Raw genomic sequence first — 16,071 nt, 5'->3', positions numbered from 1 at the left:
CCGTGGCGGAACTCGTCCCCTGCGCGCGGGCCGTTGAGCGCGCGTGTCGCTCGACCCGTCCTCCGTCGCCGTGGTCCACACGCTCGGACCGGCCGCCCTGCTCGAGGCTCTGACCGGGGTCGACGTGCTGTTCCCCGGGCGCGACGAGGCCCTGGCGTTGACCGAGACGACGGACCTCCGTGTGGCCGTGCGCCGTCTCACCGAGCACGTCCCGCTCGTGGTCGTCACCGTGGGGCCGGAGGGTGCGGTCCTCGGTCGCCCCGGGCGCAGCCCGCAACGCGTCGCTGCGACGCCCGCGACCGTGGTCGACACCCTCGGGGCCGGCGACGCCTTCGCGGCCGGCTTCCTCCGGGCCTGGGCGACGGACCCGGTGCGCATCGGCTCGGCCGCTCGTGAAGGGGGTCGGGTGGCGGCGCGGGCGCTCGGGTTCGTCGGAGGTCGACCGCCAGCCTGACCGGGGCGTGCTCAGACGCGATCGGTGGTCGATCGTCGGCGATCCGCGGTCGATGGTCTGCGAGCGCGCCCGGCCGGCGGTCGCCGTCGGTCAGGACTCGCTGCGCTCGGCCGTCACGTTGAGCGTCTGCACGAGGCCGGCGGCGAGCGGTGCGAGGCGGATCTCGACACGGAGCCGACCGGACGACCCCGGGAGCCACCAACGGAGGTGCGTCGGTGCCGTCGACCGCTCCTCGACGGGCGCGGCGCTGAGGTCCGCACCCACCGCAGCGACCTGTTCGGCCACGTGTCGTCGGCGTCGCTCGTACGGTTCGTCGAGCGCGACGTTCGGGGTGAACACCGCGTCGGCCTGCCGGTCGTCCCACGCCGCGAGCAAGGCCGTCACCCGCTGCTGCGCGGTCCGCGTCGCCGGCAGTGCCGTGACGGCGTCGGCCGGTGCGGCTGCGTCGAGCAGGAGGTCGAGCGCCGCGGTCGCCGCCGCGGACACCTTGGCCTGCGTGGCGTTCTCGAACGCGACGACGCCGAACCCCTGCTCCGCGGACCACCGCATGTGCGCCGAGAACCCGGGGTAGCCGCCCGAGTGGGAGACGATCGGACCGGAGCGGTCGTCCTGCTCGACGAAGAGGCCGAAGCCGTACGCGGTCGCGCGGCTCGAGCCGGGGACCACGCTCGGGGGGACCACCCGCATCGCCTGCTGCATGAGCCGTCGGTCGGCCGGGGAGACCGGGCCGGCCTCGGGTTCGTCGGTGAACGCGGACGCCAGGTGTCGGCCCCACCGGGCGAGGTCGGAGACCGTCGAGAACAGACCGCCGATGGAGGAGAACGCACCGGGTCCGGTCAGGGGGAGCGGCTCCCAGGTCCCCGCGTGGGGTCGGACGCCGACCACCACGTGTCCGTCGGCCTCGGCGGCGGAGAACACGGTGCTGTCGAGTCCGAGCGGGCGGAGCACGGTGCGTGACGCCACCTCGGTGTAGGGCTCGCCGGTCACGTCGGCCACGACCCGGCCGAGGAGCGCGTACCCGAGGTTCGAGTACGCGAAGCGGGTGCCGGGGACGCTGTCGAACAGCAGCCCGCCGGCGAGCACCGCGTCGAGGTCGGCGTCGCTGATCGACTCCTGCCGGTCGGCCCAGGGGTCGTCCGTCGGGAAGCCGGCGGACATCGTCAGCAGCATCCGGATCGTCGGCACGGGGGAGTCGGTGGTGGGGAGCACGACGGCGCCGAACGCCGGGACGTGGTGGGCGACGGGAGCGTCGAGATCGAGACGGCCGTCGGCGACGAGCGCGAGCAGGGTGGCCGCGGTGACGCTCTTCGTGCAGGATGCGATCCGGTACACGGTGCCGGCGTCGGGCGCGAGGCCGTCACCCCGGTCGCCGTGGCCACCGGACGCGACGAGCCCGGTGCGGTCGAACACACCCCAGACGGAACTCGGTGCGACCCCACGGGCGACCCGGTCGGCGAAGAGGGCGTCGATCCGCGCGAGCTCGTCGTGCTGGGTCACGAGCGGCGCATCCGCTCGTAGGCGTCCAGCGCACGCTGGCGCGACTCCTTGAGGTCGACCATCGGTTCCGGCCGGTCCTCGTCGGCGGGGACCCACCGGCGGACGTACTCCCGGTGCGGGTCGAAGCGTTCGAGCTGCCGTTCGGGGTTGAACACGCGGAAGTACGGGGCGGCGTCGAAGCCCGAACCCGCGACCCACTGCCAGTTGCCGGGGTTGTTCGCGGCGTCGGCGTCGACGAGGCAGTCCCAGAACCAGCGCTCGCCCACCCGCCAGTCGACGAGCAGGTTCTTCACGAGGAAGCTGCCCGTCGCGAGGCGGACCCGGTTGTGCATCGCACCGGTGTGCCAGAGCTCCCGCATGCCGGCGTCGACGAGGTCGAACCCCGTGGTGCCCGTGCGCCAGGCGCCGAGCTCGGCCTCGGAGGCGTCGCGCCACGGGAAGGCGTCGAACTCGCGTCGGACGTTGACGGTGGCGATGTCCTCGCAGTGGAAGTACTCGTTCCAGTTGAACTCGCGCCACGCCAGCTGTCGGAGGAACGCGGGGGCCTGCTGGCGCTGCGACGGTTCGAGCTGTCCGTGCAGGCGGTGCCACACCTGGTACGGGCTGATCTCGCCCCAGCGCAGGTGCGGGGACAGGCCGCTCGTGGCGTCCATCGACGGTTCGTCGCGCTGGCCGTAGTCCTCGAGCGCGTGCTCCACGAAGTGCTCGAGGCGTCGGTGCGCGCCGAGCTCGCCCGGGGTCCAGGCGTCGCGGAGCCCGCCCGCCCAGTCCGGCTTCGTCGGCAGCAGGGCCCAGTCGGCCAGGTCGTCGCCGGAGACGTCGGCGGGCCCGGGCAGGTCGCGGGGCTTCGGCAGGGGGTGCCGCGGTTCCGGCAAGGCCTGCGTCGCGCGCCAGAACGGCGTGAACACCTTGTACGGCGCGCCCTGACCGGTCGTGACCGTCCACGGCTCCCAGAGGAGGTTCGCCGCGAAGCTGTGCGCCTCGACGCCGCGGTCGTGCAGGCTCGCCTTGATCCCGGCGTCGATGTCGCGTTCCGCGTGGCCGTAGCGTCGGTTCCAGAACACGGCGTCGGCCCCGGAGTCCGCGACGAGGGCGTCGATGACGTCCGCCGCTGCGCCACGCCGGAGGACGAGGCGCGACCCGCGTTCCCGGAGTGCTTCGTCGAGCGCGGTCAGCGAGTGGTGCAGCCACCACCGTGCCGCGGCCCCGATCGGCCGGACGCCCGGTGACTCGTCGTCGAGGACGTACACGACGGTGAGCGAGCCGCCGTGGTCGATGCCGGCGCGGAGGGCCGGGTTGTCCGCGAGACGGAGGTCGTCGCGCAGCCAGACGATCGCGCCGCTCACACGGAGGCCGTGTCGGGCGAGGGACGGCTGGGTGTGACTCCCTGACCGGCCGCGCGGCGGACCTTCGTGCACAGCTCGGTCAGCGTGCGGAGCTCGCCGTCACTGAGACCGGCGCCGAGCACGGCGGCGATGCTCGCGGCGTGCTGGACGGCGACGGAGCGGTAGACGTCGAAGCCGTGGGCGGTGAGGGCGACGTACACGCCGCGGGCGTCGGTGGGGTCTGGCTGCTTCTCGACGATCCCGCGCGAGGCCAGGCGGTCCACGAGACGGCTCACGCTCGGCTGGGTGAGGAGGAGGTGCCCGGTGAGGTCACGCATCCGGGAGCGTCGACCGGGCTGGGTCGAAAGGTTGAAGCAGACGTCGTACTCGTTGAACGAGATCTCCCCGCCGGGGAACTCCGCGTTGAGGTTCCGCATCACCTGCACCTGTGCGCGGAAGAGTGCCTCCCACGCTGCGACCGCAGTGGCCTTGTCACTCACCTTGCGTGCTCCCTCTGGTCCGTCGCCCAACCCTACCGACGACGCCCGACAGACGGACGAGGGCCGGCCGTCCGAAGACGACCGGCCCTCTCCCTTGCACCAAGAGTGTCCTGCAATCACATTCCACAGGCGGTGCCACAGCAAACACTGCCTGCGTCTTCGACTGTATAACGAAGCGGTAACGGCGCGCTAGCCCGCGATCGGCTCGTTCGCTGCGAGTTCACCATGAGCGGCCGATGAACCCGCCGGGACGATCAGAACAGGTCGGGCGACGGCGTCGACGCGTACCGGACGGCGACGTCGGCGTGCCGGTCGAAGCGGTAGCCGACGCCGCGGACGGTGCGCACGATCTCCTCGAACGCGCCGAGCTTCGACCGCAGCCGTCGGACGTGGACGTCGATGGTCCGTTCGTTCGGGGTCTCGTCCTCACCGTCCGACCACAGGCCGTCGATGATGGCCGAGCGGTCGACGGTGCGGCCCTCGCGGAGCACGAGGAACTGCAGCAGCTCGAACTCCTTGTAGGTCAGGGGAGCCGGCTCGCCGTCGAGCGTCACCCGCTTGCGGGAGATGTCGATGACGACGCCGGTCTCCTCGGGCTCGGGCTTCTCGGCCTGCTTGCGGGCGGCGACGGCGGAGCGGTCCTGCAGGGCGAGCCGGACGACGTCGACGTCACGCCCGCCGGAGCCCTCGGCCGCGACGGCGACCGCGGCGTAGGTCTCCGAGGTCGGCACGAGCTGCGCGGTCAGTGCCTTGAGCTGCTCCACGACGGCGGCGAGGGTCGTGCCGGCGGCGGCGGCCTTCGCCTCGTCGATGCCGACGTAGAGGGCGAAGCCACGGGCCTCGGTGCCCTCGGGCAGTGCACGGTTGCGCTGCGGGGCCACGACGGGGCTGGTGGGGACGGGAGCAGCCTGCGGGGCCACCGGCTGACGGCGGGGACGCAGCGGCGTCACGGTGCCGAGGTCGGTCGGGACGGGGGCCGCGGTACGGAGCGGGGTGCGGGGCTGAGCGATGGTGAGCGACATGGCTGGTTCTCCGGGAGGACGGCCGCGGGTGGAGCGAGGAGGTGCGACCGGTGTCGAATGCGTCGGCCCGGGTACGGCGGGTTCGCCGTGACGTCCCTGCGGTCCTGCTGCGGACCGGGGAACCCGGGGGTACGGGGAGTGACCTGGTCGGACGGCTGGCGTCGTCGACGAGGTCGTCACCCGGGGATCACGCCTGCGCGACCGGGGTGGGGTCGCGGGGGATCCGGCTGGAACGGGTGCCGATCAGGCACACATTCGACAACGCATGACCGACATCGTCGGCATCATCATGCCGATGGTCCCCTGTGCCTCGATGAGGACGCGGGCGGACACGGTTGCAGTCATGGCACGAGTATGGGTGGGATACCAACGCGGTGTCAACCGTCCGACCGGACGGTGCATGCCGCGGGCACGCGCTAAACGGACGGGAGGCCCGTGGCGGATCCCCCACGGGCCTCCCGTCCGTCTGGCGGTCGCGGGAGCGACCGCGCGTCGTCTACTCGGCCAGGCCGTAGAGGCGGTCGCCGGCGTCGCCGAGGCCCGGCACGATGTAGCCGTTCTCGTCGAGCTTCTCGTCGAGCGCGCCGAGGACGATCGACACGTTGCGGTCGCCGACGGCCTGCTCGACGGCGGCGAGGCCCTCCGGCGCGCCGAGGATGCACACGCAGGTCACCTCTTCCGCGCCGCGGTCGAACAGGAAGTCGATCGCGGCGGCGAGGGTGCCACCGGTCGCGAGCATCGGGTCGAGCACGAAGCACTGCCGGCCGGAGAGGTCGTCGGGCAGGCGCTCGGCGTAGGTCTGCGGCTCGAGCGTCTGCTCGTTCCGGGCCATGCCGAGGAACCCGACCTCGGCGGTGGGGACGAGCTTGACCATGCCCTCGAGCATGCCGAGGCCCGCGCGGAGGATCGGGACGACGAGCGGGCGCGGCTTCGCGATCGCGACGCCCATGGTGTGCGCGACCGGGGTGTCGATCGGGGTGGCGGTGACCCGGACGTTCCGCGTGGCCTCGTAGGCGAGGAGCGTGACGAGTTCCTCGGTGAGGGCCCGGAACGTCGGAGAGGGGGTCGTCCGGTCGCGGAGCACCGAGAGCTTGTGGGTGATGAGCGGGTGGTCGGCGACGTGGACTCGCATAGGGTCGAGCCTACCGTGCTGCCGAGTGCCAGGAGGTCCGCGTGGAAGCACCCGCCGCCCGCCCATACGTTGACGCCATGCGAGCCGCGCTCGTCGAGGCGCGGGCCTGCCTCGACACCGGTGACGTGCCCGTCGGCGCGGTCGTGCTCGACGCTGCCGGCGAGGTCGTCGCGACGGGACGCAACGAGCGTGAGGCGCTCCAGGACCCCACCGCGCACGCCGAGGTGCTCGCGCTCCGGGCCGCCGCCGGGGTCACGGGCGACTGGCACCTCGCGGAGCACACGCTCGTGGTCACGCTCGAGCCGTGCGTGATGTGCGCCGGGGCGATCCTCGCGGCACGGGTGCCGCGCGTGGTCTTCGGCGCGTGGGACCCGAAGGCGGGTGCGACGGGGAGCGTCTACGACGTCGCCAGGGACCGCCGTCTGCCGCACCGCTCCGAGGTGGTCGGCGGCGTGCTCGAGGGGGAGTGCGCGGCGCTCCTCGACGACTTCTTCGCCGCTCGGCGCTGACGCGCTCCGCGGGGTGTGCCGGCCGGGAGGCCCGTGGCGGCGCCTCCACGGGCCTCCCGGCCGTCAGCCGGTCACCAGATGACAGCGATGAGCACGTTCGCGATGGCGAGCGCGCCGGCGGAGTGGAAGAACGGCAACGCGGCCTTGTCCTTCGCCTGCCCGGCGTCCGCACGCTTCTGCCGCGACCGAGCGACGAACGCGAGCACGAGCGCGACCAGGGCCACGGCGAGCTTCACGCCGAGCTTGACGTGGTTCGCGCCCCCGTCGGTCGTCGCGTCGACGACCCCCATCAGGCCGAGACCGGTGACGAGCTGCGTGACGAGGCCGATGATGACCCAGTTCGTCTCGAACCCGCCCTTGCGGCGCACCTGGAACAGGAACGCGCCGATCACGGCGGCGAGCCCGACGAAGTGGAGGATGAGCAGGACGTCCTTCAGCACGGTCATGCGCCCATCGTCCCGGAGCGGCCCGGTCCGCCGCCAGCAAGGGCAGCCTCAGTCGGCGGCGCGCAGGACGATCGCCTCGGTCGGCGGACGCGGCCCGGTCCGGAGCACGTCCGGCTCGACGTAGATCACACGGGCGATGGGCACGGCCTGCCGGACCCGGTGCTCCACGGCGTCGATGCCGGCCGCGACGTCGCCGAGCCGTCGGTCGCCGTCGACCGCGACCTTCACGCCGACCATGAGCTCGTCCGGTCCGAGGTAGAGCGTCTTGATGTGGATGATCGAGTCGACCTCCGGGCCGTCGAGCACCGCGTCCTTGATGCGGGCGACGTCGGCCGCGGTCGCACCCTCTCCCACGAGCAGGCTCTTCGTCTCGACGCCGAGCACGAGCGCGACGGCGATGAGCAGGGCGGCGATGAGGATCGTGCCGATCGCGTCGAACACGCCGTTGCCGGTGATCGCGGTCAGCCCGACGCCGAACAGCGCGAACACGAGGCCGGTCAGCGCCGCGGTGTCCTCGAGCATGACGACGGGGAGCTCGGGCGCCTTCGCGCGGCGCACGAACTGCACCCACGACAGCGACCCCTTGTGCGGTGCGGCCTCGCGGAGTGCGGTGCGGAGCGAGAAGCCCTCGAGGCCGATCGCGATGACGAGCACGGCGACCGGGAGCCACCAGCTCTCGAGGGGGTGCGGGTTCCGGAGCTTCTCGATGCCCTCGTACAGCGAGAACACACCGCCGACCGAGAACAGGACGATGGACACGACGAACGCGTACACGTAGCGCTCGCGGCCGTAGCCGAACGGGTGCTCCTCGTCGGCGGCGCGCCGGGCACGTCGGCCGCCGAGCAGCAGGAGCAGCTGGTTCGCGGAGTCCGCGAGCGAGTGCACGCCCTCCGCGAGCATCGACGCCGATCCGCTGATCGCCGCCGCGACGAACTTCACGATCGCGATGCCGATGTTCGCACCGAGTGCGGCGAAGATCGCCTTCGTGCCTCCGGAAGCGCTCACGGGTACCCCTTCAGTCCTGGCCTGCCTGACGATCTTAGGCCGTCGGTAGGGTCGGGGTTCATGACCATCGAACTGCCCCGCACCGCACTCCTCGGCGTCGGCTCCATGTCCGGCGCGGTCCTCGACGGGCTCCTGTCCGCCGGCCTCGACCCCGCCACCGTGACCCTCACGACGAAGTCGGAGGAGTCCGCCGCGGCGCACCGTGCCCGCGGCCTGGACGCGCACGCGAGCGACGCGGAGCCCGACGCCAACCGCGCCGCGGTCCGGGGCGCCGGACTCGTCGTCCTCGGGGTGAAGCCGTACGCGATCGGCGACCTGCTCGCGGAGGTCGCCGACGACCTCGCGCCGGGCACCGTCGTCGTGAGCGTGGCGGTGGGCACGACGACCGCGAGCATGGAGCGGGCCGTCCCGGCCGGCGTCCGCGTGGTCCGCGCCCTGCCGAACACGCCCATCGGCGTCGGGCGTGGCGTCACCGGGATCAGCGCCGGGGCGTCCGCCGACGAGGACGCGGTCGCGCTGGCCTCCTCGCTCTTCTCCGTGTCGGGCTCCGTGATCGAGGTCCCGGAGTCGCAGCTCGACGCGCTGTCCGCCGTGTCCGGCTCCGGGCCCGCCTACGTCTTCCTGCTCGTCGAGCAGTGGCAGCGCGCGGCGGAGGAGCTCGGCTTCACGCCGGAGCAGGCCGCGACCATGGTGCAGGGCACCGTGCGCGGCGCGGTCGCGCTGCTCGAGGCGTCGGACAAGGCCCCCGCGGAGCTCCGTCGGGCCGTGACGAGCCCGAAGGGCACCACCGAGCGAGCGGTCGCCGTCCTGCAGGACGCGGACCTCTCCGGCACGCTCCTGCGCGCGTCGCGCGCGGCGATCGCGCGTGCCGAGGAGATCGCGGCGGGCTGACGCGGCTGCGGTGGTCGTCGCCACGGGACGGCCGGGAGGCACTGGGCGGCCCCGCCACGGGCCTCCCGGCTGACGTGGGGCTGGCGGCCGACCGCCGCGGGTGGCGGACCGGCCGTCACTCGAGGGCGGCGAAGCGCTCCAGGTCGGCGGTGGCGCCGGAGACGATGATGACGTCCTCCTCGCCGATGACGCTCTCCGGTGTGGCGGGGACGAACGCCTGGCCCGGCGTCTTGATGCCGAGCACCGTCAGGCCGAACCGCGTCCGGATGACCGTCGTCGCGAGGTCCTTCCCCCGGACCGCGCGCGGCGGGAACATCTTGACGACCGCGAAGTCCTCGTCGAACTGGATGAAGTCGAGCATCCGACCCGAGACGAGGTGGGCGGTGCGTTCGCCGGCCTCGCGCTCGGGGTAGACGACGTGGTTCGCGCCGATGCGGGACAGGATCACGCCGTGCGACCGACTGATCGCCTTGGCCCAGATCTGCGGGATGCCGAGGTCGACCAGGTTCGCCGTGATGAGGACGCTCGACTCGAGGTCCGAGCCCACGCCCACGACCGCGATGGCGAAGTCCTGCGCGCCGATCTGCCGGAGCGCGTCCATGTCCGTGGCGTCCGCCTGCACGGCGTGCGTCACGCGGTCCGACCACTTCTGCACCAGGCCGGCGTCGGTGTCGACCACGAGCACCTCACGGTGCTGCCGCTCGAGCTGCCCGGCGGTCGCGGCGCCGAAGCGCCCGAGGCCGATGACGAGGACGGGGGCGTCGTGGCTGACGGCCCCGGCGAGCGGGTGGGTGGACGGCAGCGGCGTGCGGGTGCGGTCAGCCAACGATCGGCCTCTCCTCGGGGCGGCGGAACAGTTGCCGGGCCTGGCTGGCGGCGAGGGCGGCGGCGATCGTCACTGTACCGACCCGGCCGAGGAACATCGTGGCGGCGAGCACGTACTTGCCGGCCTCCGGGAGCTCGGCGGAGATGCCCGACGACAGGCCGCAGGTCGCGAACGCCGAGATGACCTCGAACAGCACCCGGTCGAGCGAGTCGCGGGTGATCTGCAGCAGCGTGATCGTCGCCACCGCCACGATCGTGGCGCCCCAGAGCACGACGGCGACCGCAACGCGGAGCACGTCGCTCGGGATCCGACGGCCGAACGCCTCCATGCTCCGGCGTCCGCGGGCCTCCGCGACGGCGGCGAGGAAGAGGACCGCGAGGGTGGTGACCTTGATCCCGCCGGCGGTGGACGCCGAGCCGCCGCCGATGAACATGAGCATGTCGGTCACGAGCAGGCTCGCGCCGTGCATCTGCTCGACGTCGATCGTGGCGAAGCCGCCCGACCGGGTCATCGTCGAGAAGAACAGCGCCTGGAACGCCGTGTGCCCGGCACCGGCCTCGCCGAGCGTGGCCTTGTTGGATGCCTCGAGCCCGGTGTAGACGACCGCGCCGACGACGAGCAGGACGGCACTCGTGACGAGGGTCAGCTTGACGTGGAGCGACCACCGCCGTGGCGTCCGGAACTGCTTCGTGATGGTGCGGATGACCGGGAACCCGATGGAGCCAGCGACCACCGCGACCATGATGAGCGAGAGGAACCAGTAGTCGTTCGCGAACGGGGTGAGGCCCTCGGCGTTGGGGGAGAACCCCGTGTTCGTGAACGCCATCGCCGCGTAGTAGAAGGCATCGCCGACCGCGGTCCAGAACGGGTAGCCGGCGACCAGGACCGACGGCAGGAGCAGCAGGCCGACGGCGACCTCGATCGTGAGCGTGCTCACGGCGACCGTGGCGAGGAGCGTGCCGACCTCCCCGAGCCGGACGGCCTGCCCCTCCGGGACGGCGCCGTGGTGGGTGCGCAGTGGGTTCGAGTCCCCGGCGGCCATGAGCTTCGCCCGGAGTCCGAGCCGTCGGGTGACGACCAGTCCGAGGATCGACGCGAAGGTGAGGACACCGACCGCGCCGATCTGCGTGCCCACGACGATGACGACCTTGCCGAACACGGACCAGTGCGTGGCCATGTCGACCGTCGCGAGCCCGGTGACGCAGACGACCGAGCGGCGGTGAAGAGCGCGTCCGAGAACTGCGTCGGCCGTCCGTCGGCAGCGGCCCACGGCGTCATGAACAGCGACGTGAAGACGAACACCAGGACGAGGAAGACCAGGATCGCCAGGCGGGAGGGGGAGGACCGCAGCACCGCGGACACCTGCGCTGCCCGGCGTCGCGACGGCGAGGGGCCCGCGCGCAACGGCTCCGTGTGCTCCAGCATGCTCGTATGCCTCCCGGGACATGGGCGGGTCGCATGGCATGGTACATCCGCGACGGGGCGGTTAGCCTTGGCCCATGGCCGACATCTTCTCCGTCGTGGCGGACCCCACCCGGCGCGAACTGCTCGGAGCACTGCTCGCCGCGTACGGCTCGGACGTGACCGGCGGGGAGCTCAGTGTCGGCCAGCTCGTCGAGAAGCTCGGGGTCAGCCAGCCCACCGTGTCGAAGCACCTCCGCGTCCTCCGGGACATCGGGCTCGTGTCCAGCCGCGAGGAAGGGCAGCACCGCTACTACCGCCTCGACCCGGAGCCGCTGCTGCCGGTCGAGGAGTGGGTGCTCGCGTTCACGGGGGCCGTGGACGCCGACGGCACACCGGCCACGACCGCGTGGACCCCGGACGGCCAGCCGGTGTCGGTCCGCCGGAACGGCGCCGCGGGCAAGGCCACGGTCGAGGTCGGTACCGAGCTCGGCCGGGTGATGGCCGAGGCCTCCTACCGTGCGTCGGCGGCGCTGACCGGGGCACAGCAGGGCTGGGAGCGGGTCGTCGACCGCGGCCGGAAGCGCTTCACGCGCCGCGGCGAGGACGACTGACCGGCTCCTGCCCGCGCGGCGCCGTGGCCGAGTCGTGACCGAGCACCTGGACACGCGTTCCCAGCGGCCTCTACAGTGATCAGAGACCACACAGGTCACAACCGAACCCGTGCGCGCGACGCCCAGCGGACCGCACGAGGCACCCGAAGGCGGATCATGACCGGCAGTTTCGACGACGTGCGCTTCCTCACCGTGGCCGAGGTCGCGGAGATGATGCGCGTCTCGAAGATGACCGTGTACCGCATGGTGCACGCCGGCGAGCTCCCCGCGATCCGCTTCGGTCGGTCCTTCCGCGTGCCGGAGTCGGCGGTCGCCGACGTCCTGCGCGGTGGCATCGCCGACGTCGGCTGAGCAGTCCCGGAGTGCCGTGTTCGACAGGACCGGCGCGCTCCGCTAGACTCGGCCGGGTTGATTTTCCGCGGTCCCGACGGGCGCGGTGTCCACACATCAGCATCGTTCCGAGCGAGGTCCACTATGGGTTCTGTCATCAAGAAGCGCCGCAAGCGCATGGCGAAGAAGAAGCACCGCAAGCTCCTTCGCAAGACGCGTCACCAGCGTCGCAACAAGAAGTAGGCGCAGCGAAGTACGACCAGTACTTGCACCCGAAGCCCCGGTCCGCCGGGGCTTTCGTGTTCCCGGGGCCAGGGCGAGGGCGATGCGCATGCTCCGCGTGGCTCCGGACGGACCTCGTTACGCTGGGGACATGCCCGCCGTGACCCTCCTGACCAAGCCCGGATGCCACCTCTGCGACGACGCACGACCGATCGTCGAGCGGGTCGTGGCCGAACACCCCGGGACGACGCTGCAGGAGCGGTCGATCCTCGACGACGACGCCCTCCGCGAGGAGTACGCGGAGGACATCCCCGTCGTCCTGGTCGACGGGCGCGTCCACAGCAACTGGCACGTCGACGCCGACCGGCTCCGACGTGCCCTCGAGAAGGCAGGTGCCTCCGCATGATCAGCCACGTCGTCGCCTGGACCCTCCGCGAGGACGTCGACCGCGACGCCGCCATCGCCCGCGTCCGGGAGCTCCTCACGGGCCTGGTCGGCACCGTGCCGTCGATCAGGTCGCTCGAGGTCGTCGAGAACGTCGCCTACCCCGACAAGAACAGCGACCTCGCCGTCGTCGCGACGTTCGACGACCTCGCCGGGCTCGACGCCTACCAGGTCCACCCCGAGCACCAGGCCGCCGCGGCCGAGATCCGCGGACTGGTCACGGGGCGGGCGGCCATCGACTGGGAGAGCTGACCCGCGCCTCCCGGCCCGCGCACGACGACGGCCACCCTCCTGTCGGAGGGTGGCCGTCGTCGTGTCGGTGGGGCTGTCAGGGGGTGAGGCGCGTCGGGCCGCGGAAGAGGTAGGTGACCTCGCGGATCGACGGCTCGTGCAGCGCGAGCATCAGCACGCGCGCCAGACCCATGCCGAACCCGCCGTGCGGCGGGACGCCGTAGCGGAAGAAGTCGAGGTACCAGTCGATCTCGGCGGTGTCGAGACCCTTCTCCTCCGCCTGGGCGGCGAGCCGGTCGACCCGGTGCTCGCGCTGCGCGCCGGTCGAGATCTCGGCGCCGTTGAACAGCAGGTCGTAGCTGTTCGTGAGCGTCGGGTCGTCCTCGTGGCGCATGTGGTAGTACGGCCGGATCGTGGCGTCGTAGTCGGTGACGAACACGAACTCCGAGCCGTGCGTCTCCTTCGCCCAGGCGCTCACGCGGCGCTCGCCCTCGGGGTCGAGGTCGCCGTCGGCGCGGACGACGTCGTAGCCGCTGTCGGCGACGATCTTCCGGGCCTCGGCCAGGGTGACGCGGGGGAACGGTGCGGTCGGCACGACGAACTCGAAACCGAAGACCTCCTCGATCTCCGCGCCGTACTTCTCCTTGACGGCGGTGAAGCCGGCGACGAGGACCTCCTCGTGCATCGCCATGACGTCCTGGTGCGACTCGACCCAGGAGATCTCGGCGTCGACGCTCGTGAACTCGGTTGCGTGCCGGCTCGTGAACGACGGGTCGGCGCGGAAGGCGTCGGCGATCTCGAACACGGCGCCGAACCCGGCGGGCTGTGCCATCTGCTTGAAGTTCTGCGGCGACTGCGCGAGGTACGCGGTCGTCTCGAAGTACTCGAGCTGGAAGAGCTCGGCGCGCGACTCCGACGCCGAGGCCATGAGCTTCGGGGTGTGGATCTCGATGTAGTCGCGGTCGATCCAGTACGAGCGGAACGCGTGCTCCATCGTCGTCTGGATGCGGAAGATGAGGTTCTGCTTGCGGTTCCGCAGGTCGAGGAAGCGCCAGTCGAGCCGCTTGTCGAGCGAGGAGTCGTCCGCGATCGGCGTCTCGGGGATCGCGGCGCTCACGACGGTGAGGGAGCCGACCTTGACCTCGAGACCGCCGAGCTTGACGCGCTCGTCGTGCTTCAGGGTGCCCTGCACGTGCACGAACGTCCCCTTGGCCAGGCCGGAGATCTCATTCGTGGTGGCGAGCGCGGCCTGCGCGGTGTCGTCGCCGTCCTCGGCCTCGCGCGTGGCGGGGTTGACGAGCTGTGCGGCGCCGGTCTCGTCGCGGAGCACGACGAACTGCACCTTCTTCTGGTCTCGGACGGTCTCCACCCATCCGGCGACGGAGACGGGTCCGTCGGGGAGCGCGGCGAGGTCGGCGATGCGGGTGCGTTCGATCACGGGGAGCGAGTCTATCCGGCTCGCTGCGCGGCCGCTGCTCCACGGCGGCTCGCTGTACGGCCGGTCCTCCACAGCGGCTCGCCGTACGGCCGCTCCTCCACAGCGGCTCGCGTCGAGTGCGTCGTCCACAGGTCGGTCGGGAGGCGCGGATCGCCGTCGCCGGGTCCGTAGCGTCGACGACGTGGCCGGGTCGCGAGTTCGAGGGGGTGGTCCCGTGACGGCAGGGACCGAGGGGCTCGCGGCCTGGCCGCCTGCGGCGGTGGCGACGGTGGTGGCGGCGGTCGTGACGACCGGGCTGACGCTGGTCGTCGCGGTGGTCGGCGGGGTCTGGGTGGTGGTGCGGTGGCGGCGCGACGTCGCTCGGGAAGAGCGCGATCGCTACTGGACCCGCCTCACTGTCGTGTTCGAGCTCATCACGGACCGTGAGGTCGGACGCCGTGAGATCGGCCGGGGATTGGCGAAGGCGATGTACGAAATGCAGAAAGTTCCGCGCGGCGAAGAACCGGCCGCGAAGGTGTTGGAGGAGCTCTTGATCGACGGAAGGGGACGAACGTGACCGGTCGACTGCGCCGTGCGTGGGACGCACTGATCGGCCCCGAGCCTCGTACCGGCGGGGTGACACGCCCTCAGGTCGGTCCCGGGCCGGGCGAGGACTTGTGGGAATGGGCGCAGCGACGCTCGATCGAGTGGCAGCTGCACGTCGAGGAAGGGGAACTCCGGATGGAGCTGGCTCGTCGCGAAATGCGAGCGCGGGTCCTCGCGGAGAACGGCGGGGCGAGCAGCTCAGGGGAGTGAGGCGCGGAGCGAACCGAGCGTACCGATGAACTCCTCGGCCATGCCCGCGCGCTCGAGCAGCTTCGCGTGGCGGGCGCGGGCGTCCTCGAGGAACTCGTCGAGCCGTGCTGCGAGGGCTGCCTCGCCCTCGGCGTCGCTCGTCCCGAGGGCGTCGACGACCCGCAGCAACTCGGCCATCTCGTCGAGCGTGAACCCGAGCGGCTTCATGCGTCGGATGACCAGCAGGCGCTCGAGGTCCCCCTCGGTGTAGACGCGGAAGCCACCCGCCGTCCGGCCGCTGGGCACGAGCAGTCCGACCTCGTCGTAGTGCCGGATCGTGCGCAGCGACATCCCCGCGCGTTCCGCGAGCTCGCCGATGTGCATCGTGTTCATGAGGCGCAACCGTAGCAACCCGACCCTGACGTGACGGTAGAGTCGCCGCCGATGTCCGTGATCACCCACGCCCCGACGCCGCCCAGCGTCCTCGCCGCCCTCCGTTCCCCGCGCATGCTCACCAGGGAGGTCCTCGCCGGTGTCGTGACGGCCCTGGCCCTCATCCCGGAGGCGATCTCGTTCTCCGTCGTCGCGGGTGTCGACCCGGCCGTCGGCCTGTTCTCCAGCGTCGTGATCGCGGTCGTCATCGCGATCGTGGGTGGTCGACCCGCGATGGTGTCGGCGGCCGCCGGCTCGGTCGCCCTCGTCATCGCGCCGCTCGTCCGCGACCACGGCATCGCGTACCTCGTCCCGGCCGTCCTGCTCGGCGGGGTGGTGCAGATCGTGCTCGGTCTGCTCGGCGTCGCGCGACTCATGCGCTTCATCCCGCGGAGCGTGAACGTCGCGTTCGTGAACGCCCTCGCCATCCTCATCTTCACCGCGCAGCTGCCGAACCTGTTCGGCCACGACGTGCCGTTCGTCGTCTGGCCGCTGACCGCGCTCGGCATCGCGGTGATCGTCGGCTTCCCGTTCATCACCAGGGCCGTCCCGGCGCCGCTCGTCGCGGTGGTCGTCAT

20 protein-coding genes and 1 pseudogene are annotated in these 16,071 nt (G+C 72.0%); 10 read left to right on the top strand and 11 right to left on the bottom strand.

What is annotated here, in order from left to right; all coding sequences use genetic code 11:
- The first annotated feature begins 43 nt into the window (after positions 1-43).
- A complete protein-coding gene (locus I59_RS18935) occupies positions 44-454 on the top strand; it encodes a carbohydrate kinase family protein (RefSeq protein WP_022902494.1) in 411 nt (136 codons plus the stop codon).
- A gap of 90 nt (positions 455-544) precedes the next feature.
- Here the strand turns inward: I59_RS18935 and I59_RS02295 are convergent, their stop codons facing one another.
- The 5 genes from I59_RS02295 to upp form a co-directional block, all read right to left on the bottom strand.
- Positions 545-1,951 (bottom strand): serine hydrolase, encoded by a 1,407-nt coding sequence (locus I59_RS02295; protein ID WP_022902493.1) that lies wholly within the window; start codon positions 1,949-1,951, stop codon positions 545-547.
- A complete protein-coding gene (locus I59_RS02290; RefSeq protein WP_022902492.1) occupies positions 1,948-3,297 on the bottom strand; it encodes a deoxyribodipyrimidine photo-lyase in 1,350 nt (449 codons plus the stop codon). The genes I59_RS02295 and I59_RS02290 overlap by 4 nt, the downstream gene beginning before the upstream one ends.
- Positions 3,294-3,776: a MarR family winged helix-turn-helix transcriptional regulator gene (locus I59_RS02285; protein WP_022902491.1), complete on the bottom strand. Its 483-nt coding sequence runs from the start codon at positions 3,774-3,776 to the stop codon at positions 3,294-3,296. Before I59_RS02285 ends, I59_RS02290 begins: the two co-directional genes overlap by 4 nt.
- A gap of 254 nt (positions 3,777-4,030) precedes the next feature.
- Complete coding sequence (locus I59_RS02280) at positions 4,031-4,798, bottom strand: winged helix-turn-helix domain-containing protein (protein ID WP_022902490.1); 768 nt, start codon at positions 4,796-4,798, stop codon at positions 4,031-4,033.
- Between the two features lie 496 nt (positions 4,799-5,294).
- Positions 5,295-5,930 (bottom strand): uracil phosphoribosyltransferase, encoded by a 636-nt coding sequence (gene upp / locus I59_RS02270; protein ID WP_022902488.1) that lies wholly within the window; start codon positions 5,928-5,930, stop codon positions 5,295-5,297.
- 77 nt (positions 5,931-6,007) lie between these two features.
- Between upp and I59_RS02265 the strand changes: the two genes are divergently transcribed.
- Positions 6,008-6,439, top strand: coding sequence for a nucleoside deaminase (locus I59_RS02265; RefSeq protein WP_022902487.1), 432 nt, complete (start codon positions 6,008-6,010; stop codon positions 6,437-6,439).
- A gap of 71 nt (positions 6,440-6,510) precedes the next feature.
- Here I59_RS02265 and I59_RS02260 read toward each other — a convergent pair whose 3' ends face one another.
- Positions 6,511-6,885, bottom strand: coding sequence for a hypothetical protein (locus I59_RS02260; RefSeq protein ID WP_022902486.1), 375 nt, complete (start codon positions 6,883-6,885; stop codon positions 6,511-6,513).
- Positions 6,886-6,933: 48 nt separating this feature from the next.
- On the bottom strand, positions 6,934-7,890 hold the full coding sequence (locus I59_RS02255; protein WP_022902485.1) for a cation diffusion facilitator family transporter: 957 nt from the start codon (positions 7,888-7,890) through the stop codon (positions 6,934-6,936).
- A 60-nt stretch (positions 7,891-7,950) separates the two neighbouring features.
- On the opposite strand from I59_RS02255, the gene proC reads away from it, so the two are divergent.
- A complete protein-coding gene (gene proC, locus I59_RS02250) occupies positions 7,951-8,781 on the top strand; it encodes a pyrroline-5-carboxylate reductase (RefSeq protein ID WP_022902484.1) in 831 nt (276 codons plus the stop codon).
- Between the two features lie 115 nt (positions 8,782-8,896).
- On the opposite strand, the gene I59_RS02245 is transcribed toward proC, so the two are convergent.
- Both I59_RS02245 and I59_RS18930 read right to left on the bottom strand, forming a co-directional pair.
- Positions 8,897-9,583 carry a TrkA family potassium uptake protein gene (locus I59_RS02245; RefSeq protein ID WP_031272492.1) on the bottom strand — a complete coding sequence of 229 codons (687 nt, stop codon included), beginning with the start codon at positions 9,581-9,583 and terminating at the stop codon, positions 8,897-8,899.
- A gap of 16 nt (positions 9,584-9,599) precedes the next feature.
- A pseudogene (locus I59_RS18930) lies at positions 9,600-11,032 on the bottom strand (TrkH family potassium uptake protein).
- 74 nt (positions 11,033-11,106) lie between these two features.
- On the opposite strand from I59_RS18930, the gene I59_RS02235 reads away from it, so the two are divergent.
- From I59_RS02235 to I59_RS02215, 5 genes are all read left to right on the top strand, one after another.
- Positions 11,107-11,622, top strand: a complete 516-nt coding sequence (locus tag I59_RS02235; protein ID WP_049976510.1) for a helix-turn-helix transcriptional regulator — start codon at positions 11,107-11,109, stop codon at positions 11,620-11,622.
- Between the two features lie 156 nt (positions 11,623-11,778).
- On the top strand, positions 11,779-11,973 hold the full coding sequence (locus I59_RS02230) for a helix-turn-helix domain-containing protein (RefSeq protein WP_022902482.1): 195 nt from the start codon (positions 11,779-11,781) through the stop codon (positions 11,971-11,973).
- A gap of 123 nt (positions 11,974-12,096) precedes the next feature.
- Complete coding sequence (locus tag I59_RS21220) at positions 12,097-12,195, top strand: 30S ribosomal protein bS22 (RefSeq protein WP_003792170.1); 99 nt, start codon at positions 12,097-12,099, stop codon at positions 12,193-12,195.
- A 130-nt stretch (positions 12,196-12,325) separates the two neighbouring features.
- A complete protein-coding gene (locus tag I59_RS02220) occupies positions 12,326-12,580 on the top strand; it encodes a glutaredoxin family protein (protein WP_022902480.1) in 255 nt (84 codons plus the stop codon).
- Entirely contained in the window at positions 12,577-12,870 is a 294-nt protein-coding gene (locus I59_RS02215) for a Dabb family protein (protein ID WP_022902479.1), read from the top strand. The genes I59_RS02220 and I59_RS02215 overlap by 4 nt, the downstream gene beginning before the upstream one ends.
- Positions 12,871-12,946: 76 nt before the next feature.
- Here I59_RS02215 and aspS read toward each other — a convergent pair whose 3' ends face one another.
- The gene (gene aspS, locus I59_RS02210; protein ID WP_022902478.1) at positions 12,947-14,287 is read right to left on the bottom strand and encodes an aspartate--tRNA(Asn) ligase; all 1,341 of its coding nucleotides are present in this window, start codon (positions 14,285-14,287) and stop codon (positions 12,947-12,949) included.
- A 259-nt stretch (positions 14,288-14,546) separates the two neighbouring features.
- Between aspS and I59_RS02205 the strand changes: the two genes are divergently transcribed.
- Positions 14,547-14,843 carry a hypothetical protein gene (locus tag I59_RS02205; RefSeq protein WP_148286047.1) on the top strand — a complete coding sequence of 99 codons (297 nt, stop codon included), beginning with the start codon at positions 14,547-14,549 and terminating at the stop codon, positions 14,841-14,843.
- Positions 14,844-15,070: 227 nt separating this feature from the next.
- On the opposite strand, the gene I59_RS02200 is transcribed toward I59_RS02205, so the two are convergent.
- Positions 15,071-15,454, bottom strand: coding sequence for a MerR family transcriptional regulator (locus I59_RS02200; protein WP_022902476.1), 384 nt, complete (start codon positions 15,452-15,454; stop codon positions 15,071-15,073).
- Between the two features lie 51 nt (positions 15,455-15,505).
- On the opposite strand from I59_RS02200, the gene I59_RS02195 reads away from it, so the two are divergent.
- Positions 15,506-16,071 (top strand): SulP family inorganic anion transporter (locus I59_RS02195; RefSeq protein ID WP_022902475.1); only part of this gene is annotated, 566 nt, incomplete at its 3' end.

It is taken from the genome of Curtobacterium sp. B8 (assembly GCF_000333315.1).
In the GTDB taxonomy this organism is placed as follows: Bacteria; Actinomycetota; Actinomycetes; order Actinomycetales; family Microbacteriaceae; genus Curtobacterium; species Curtobacterium luteum.
Note: the sequence above shows the minus strand (reverse complement) of the source record. Positions and strands in the feature narration are given on the sequence as shown.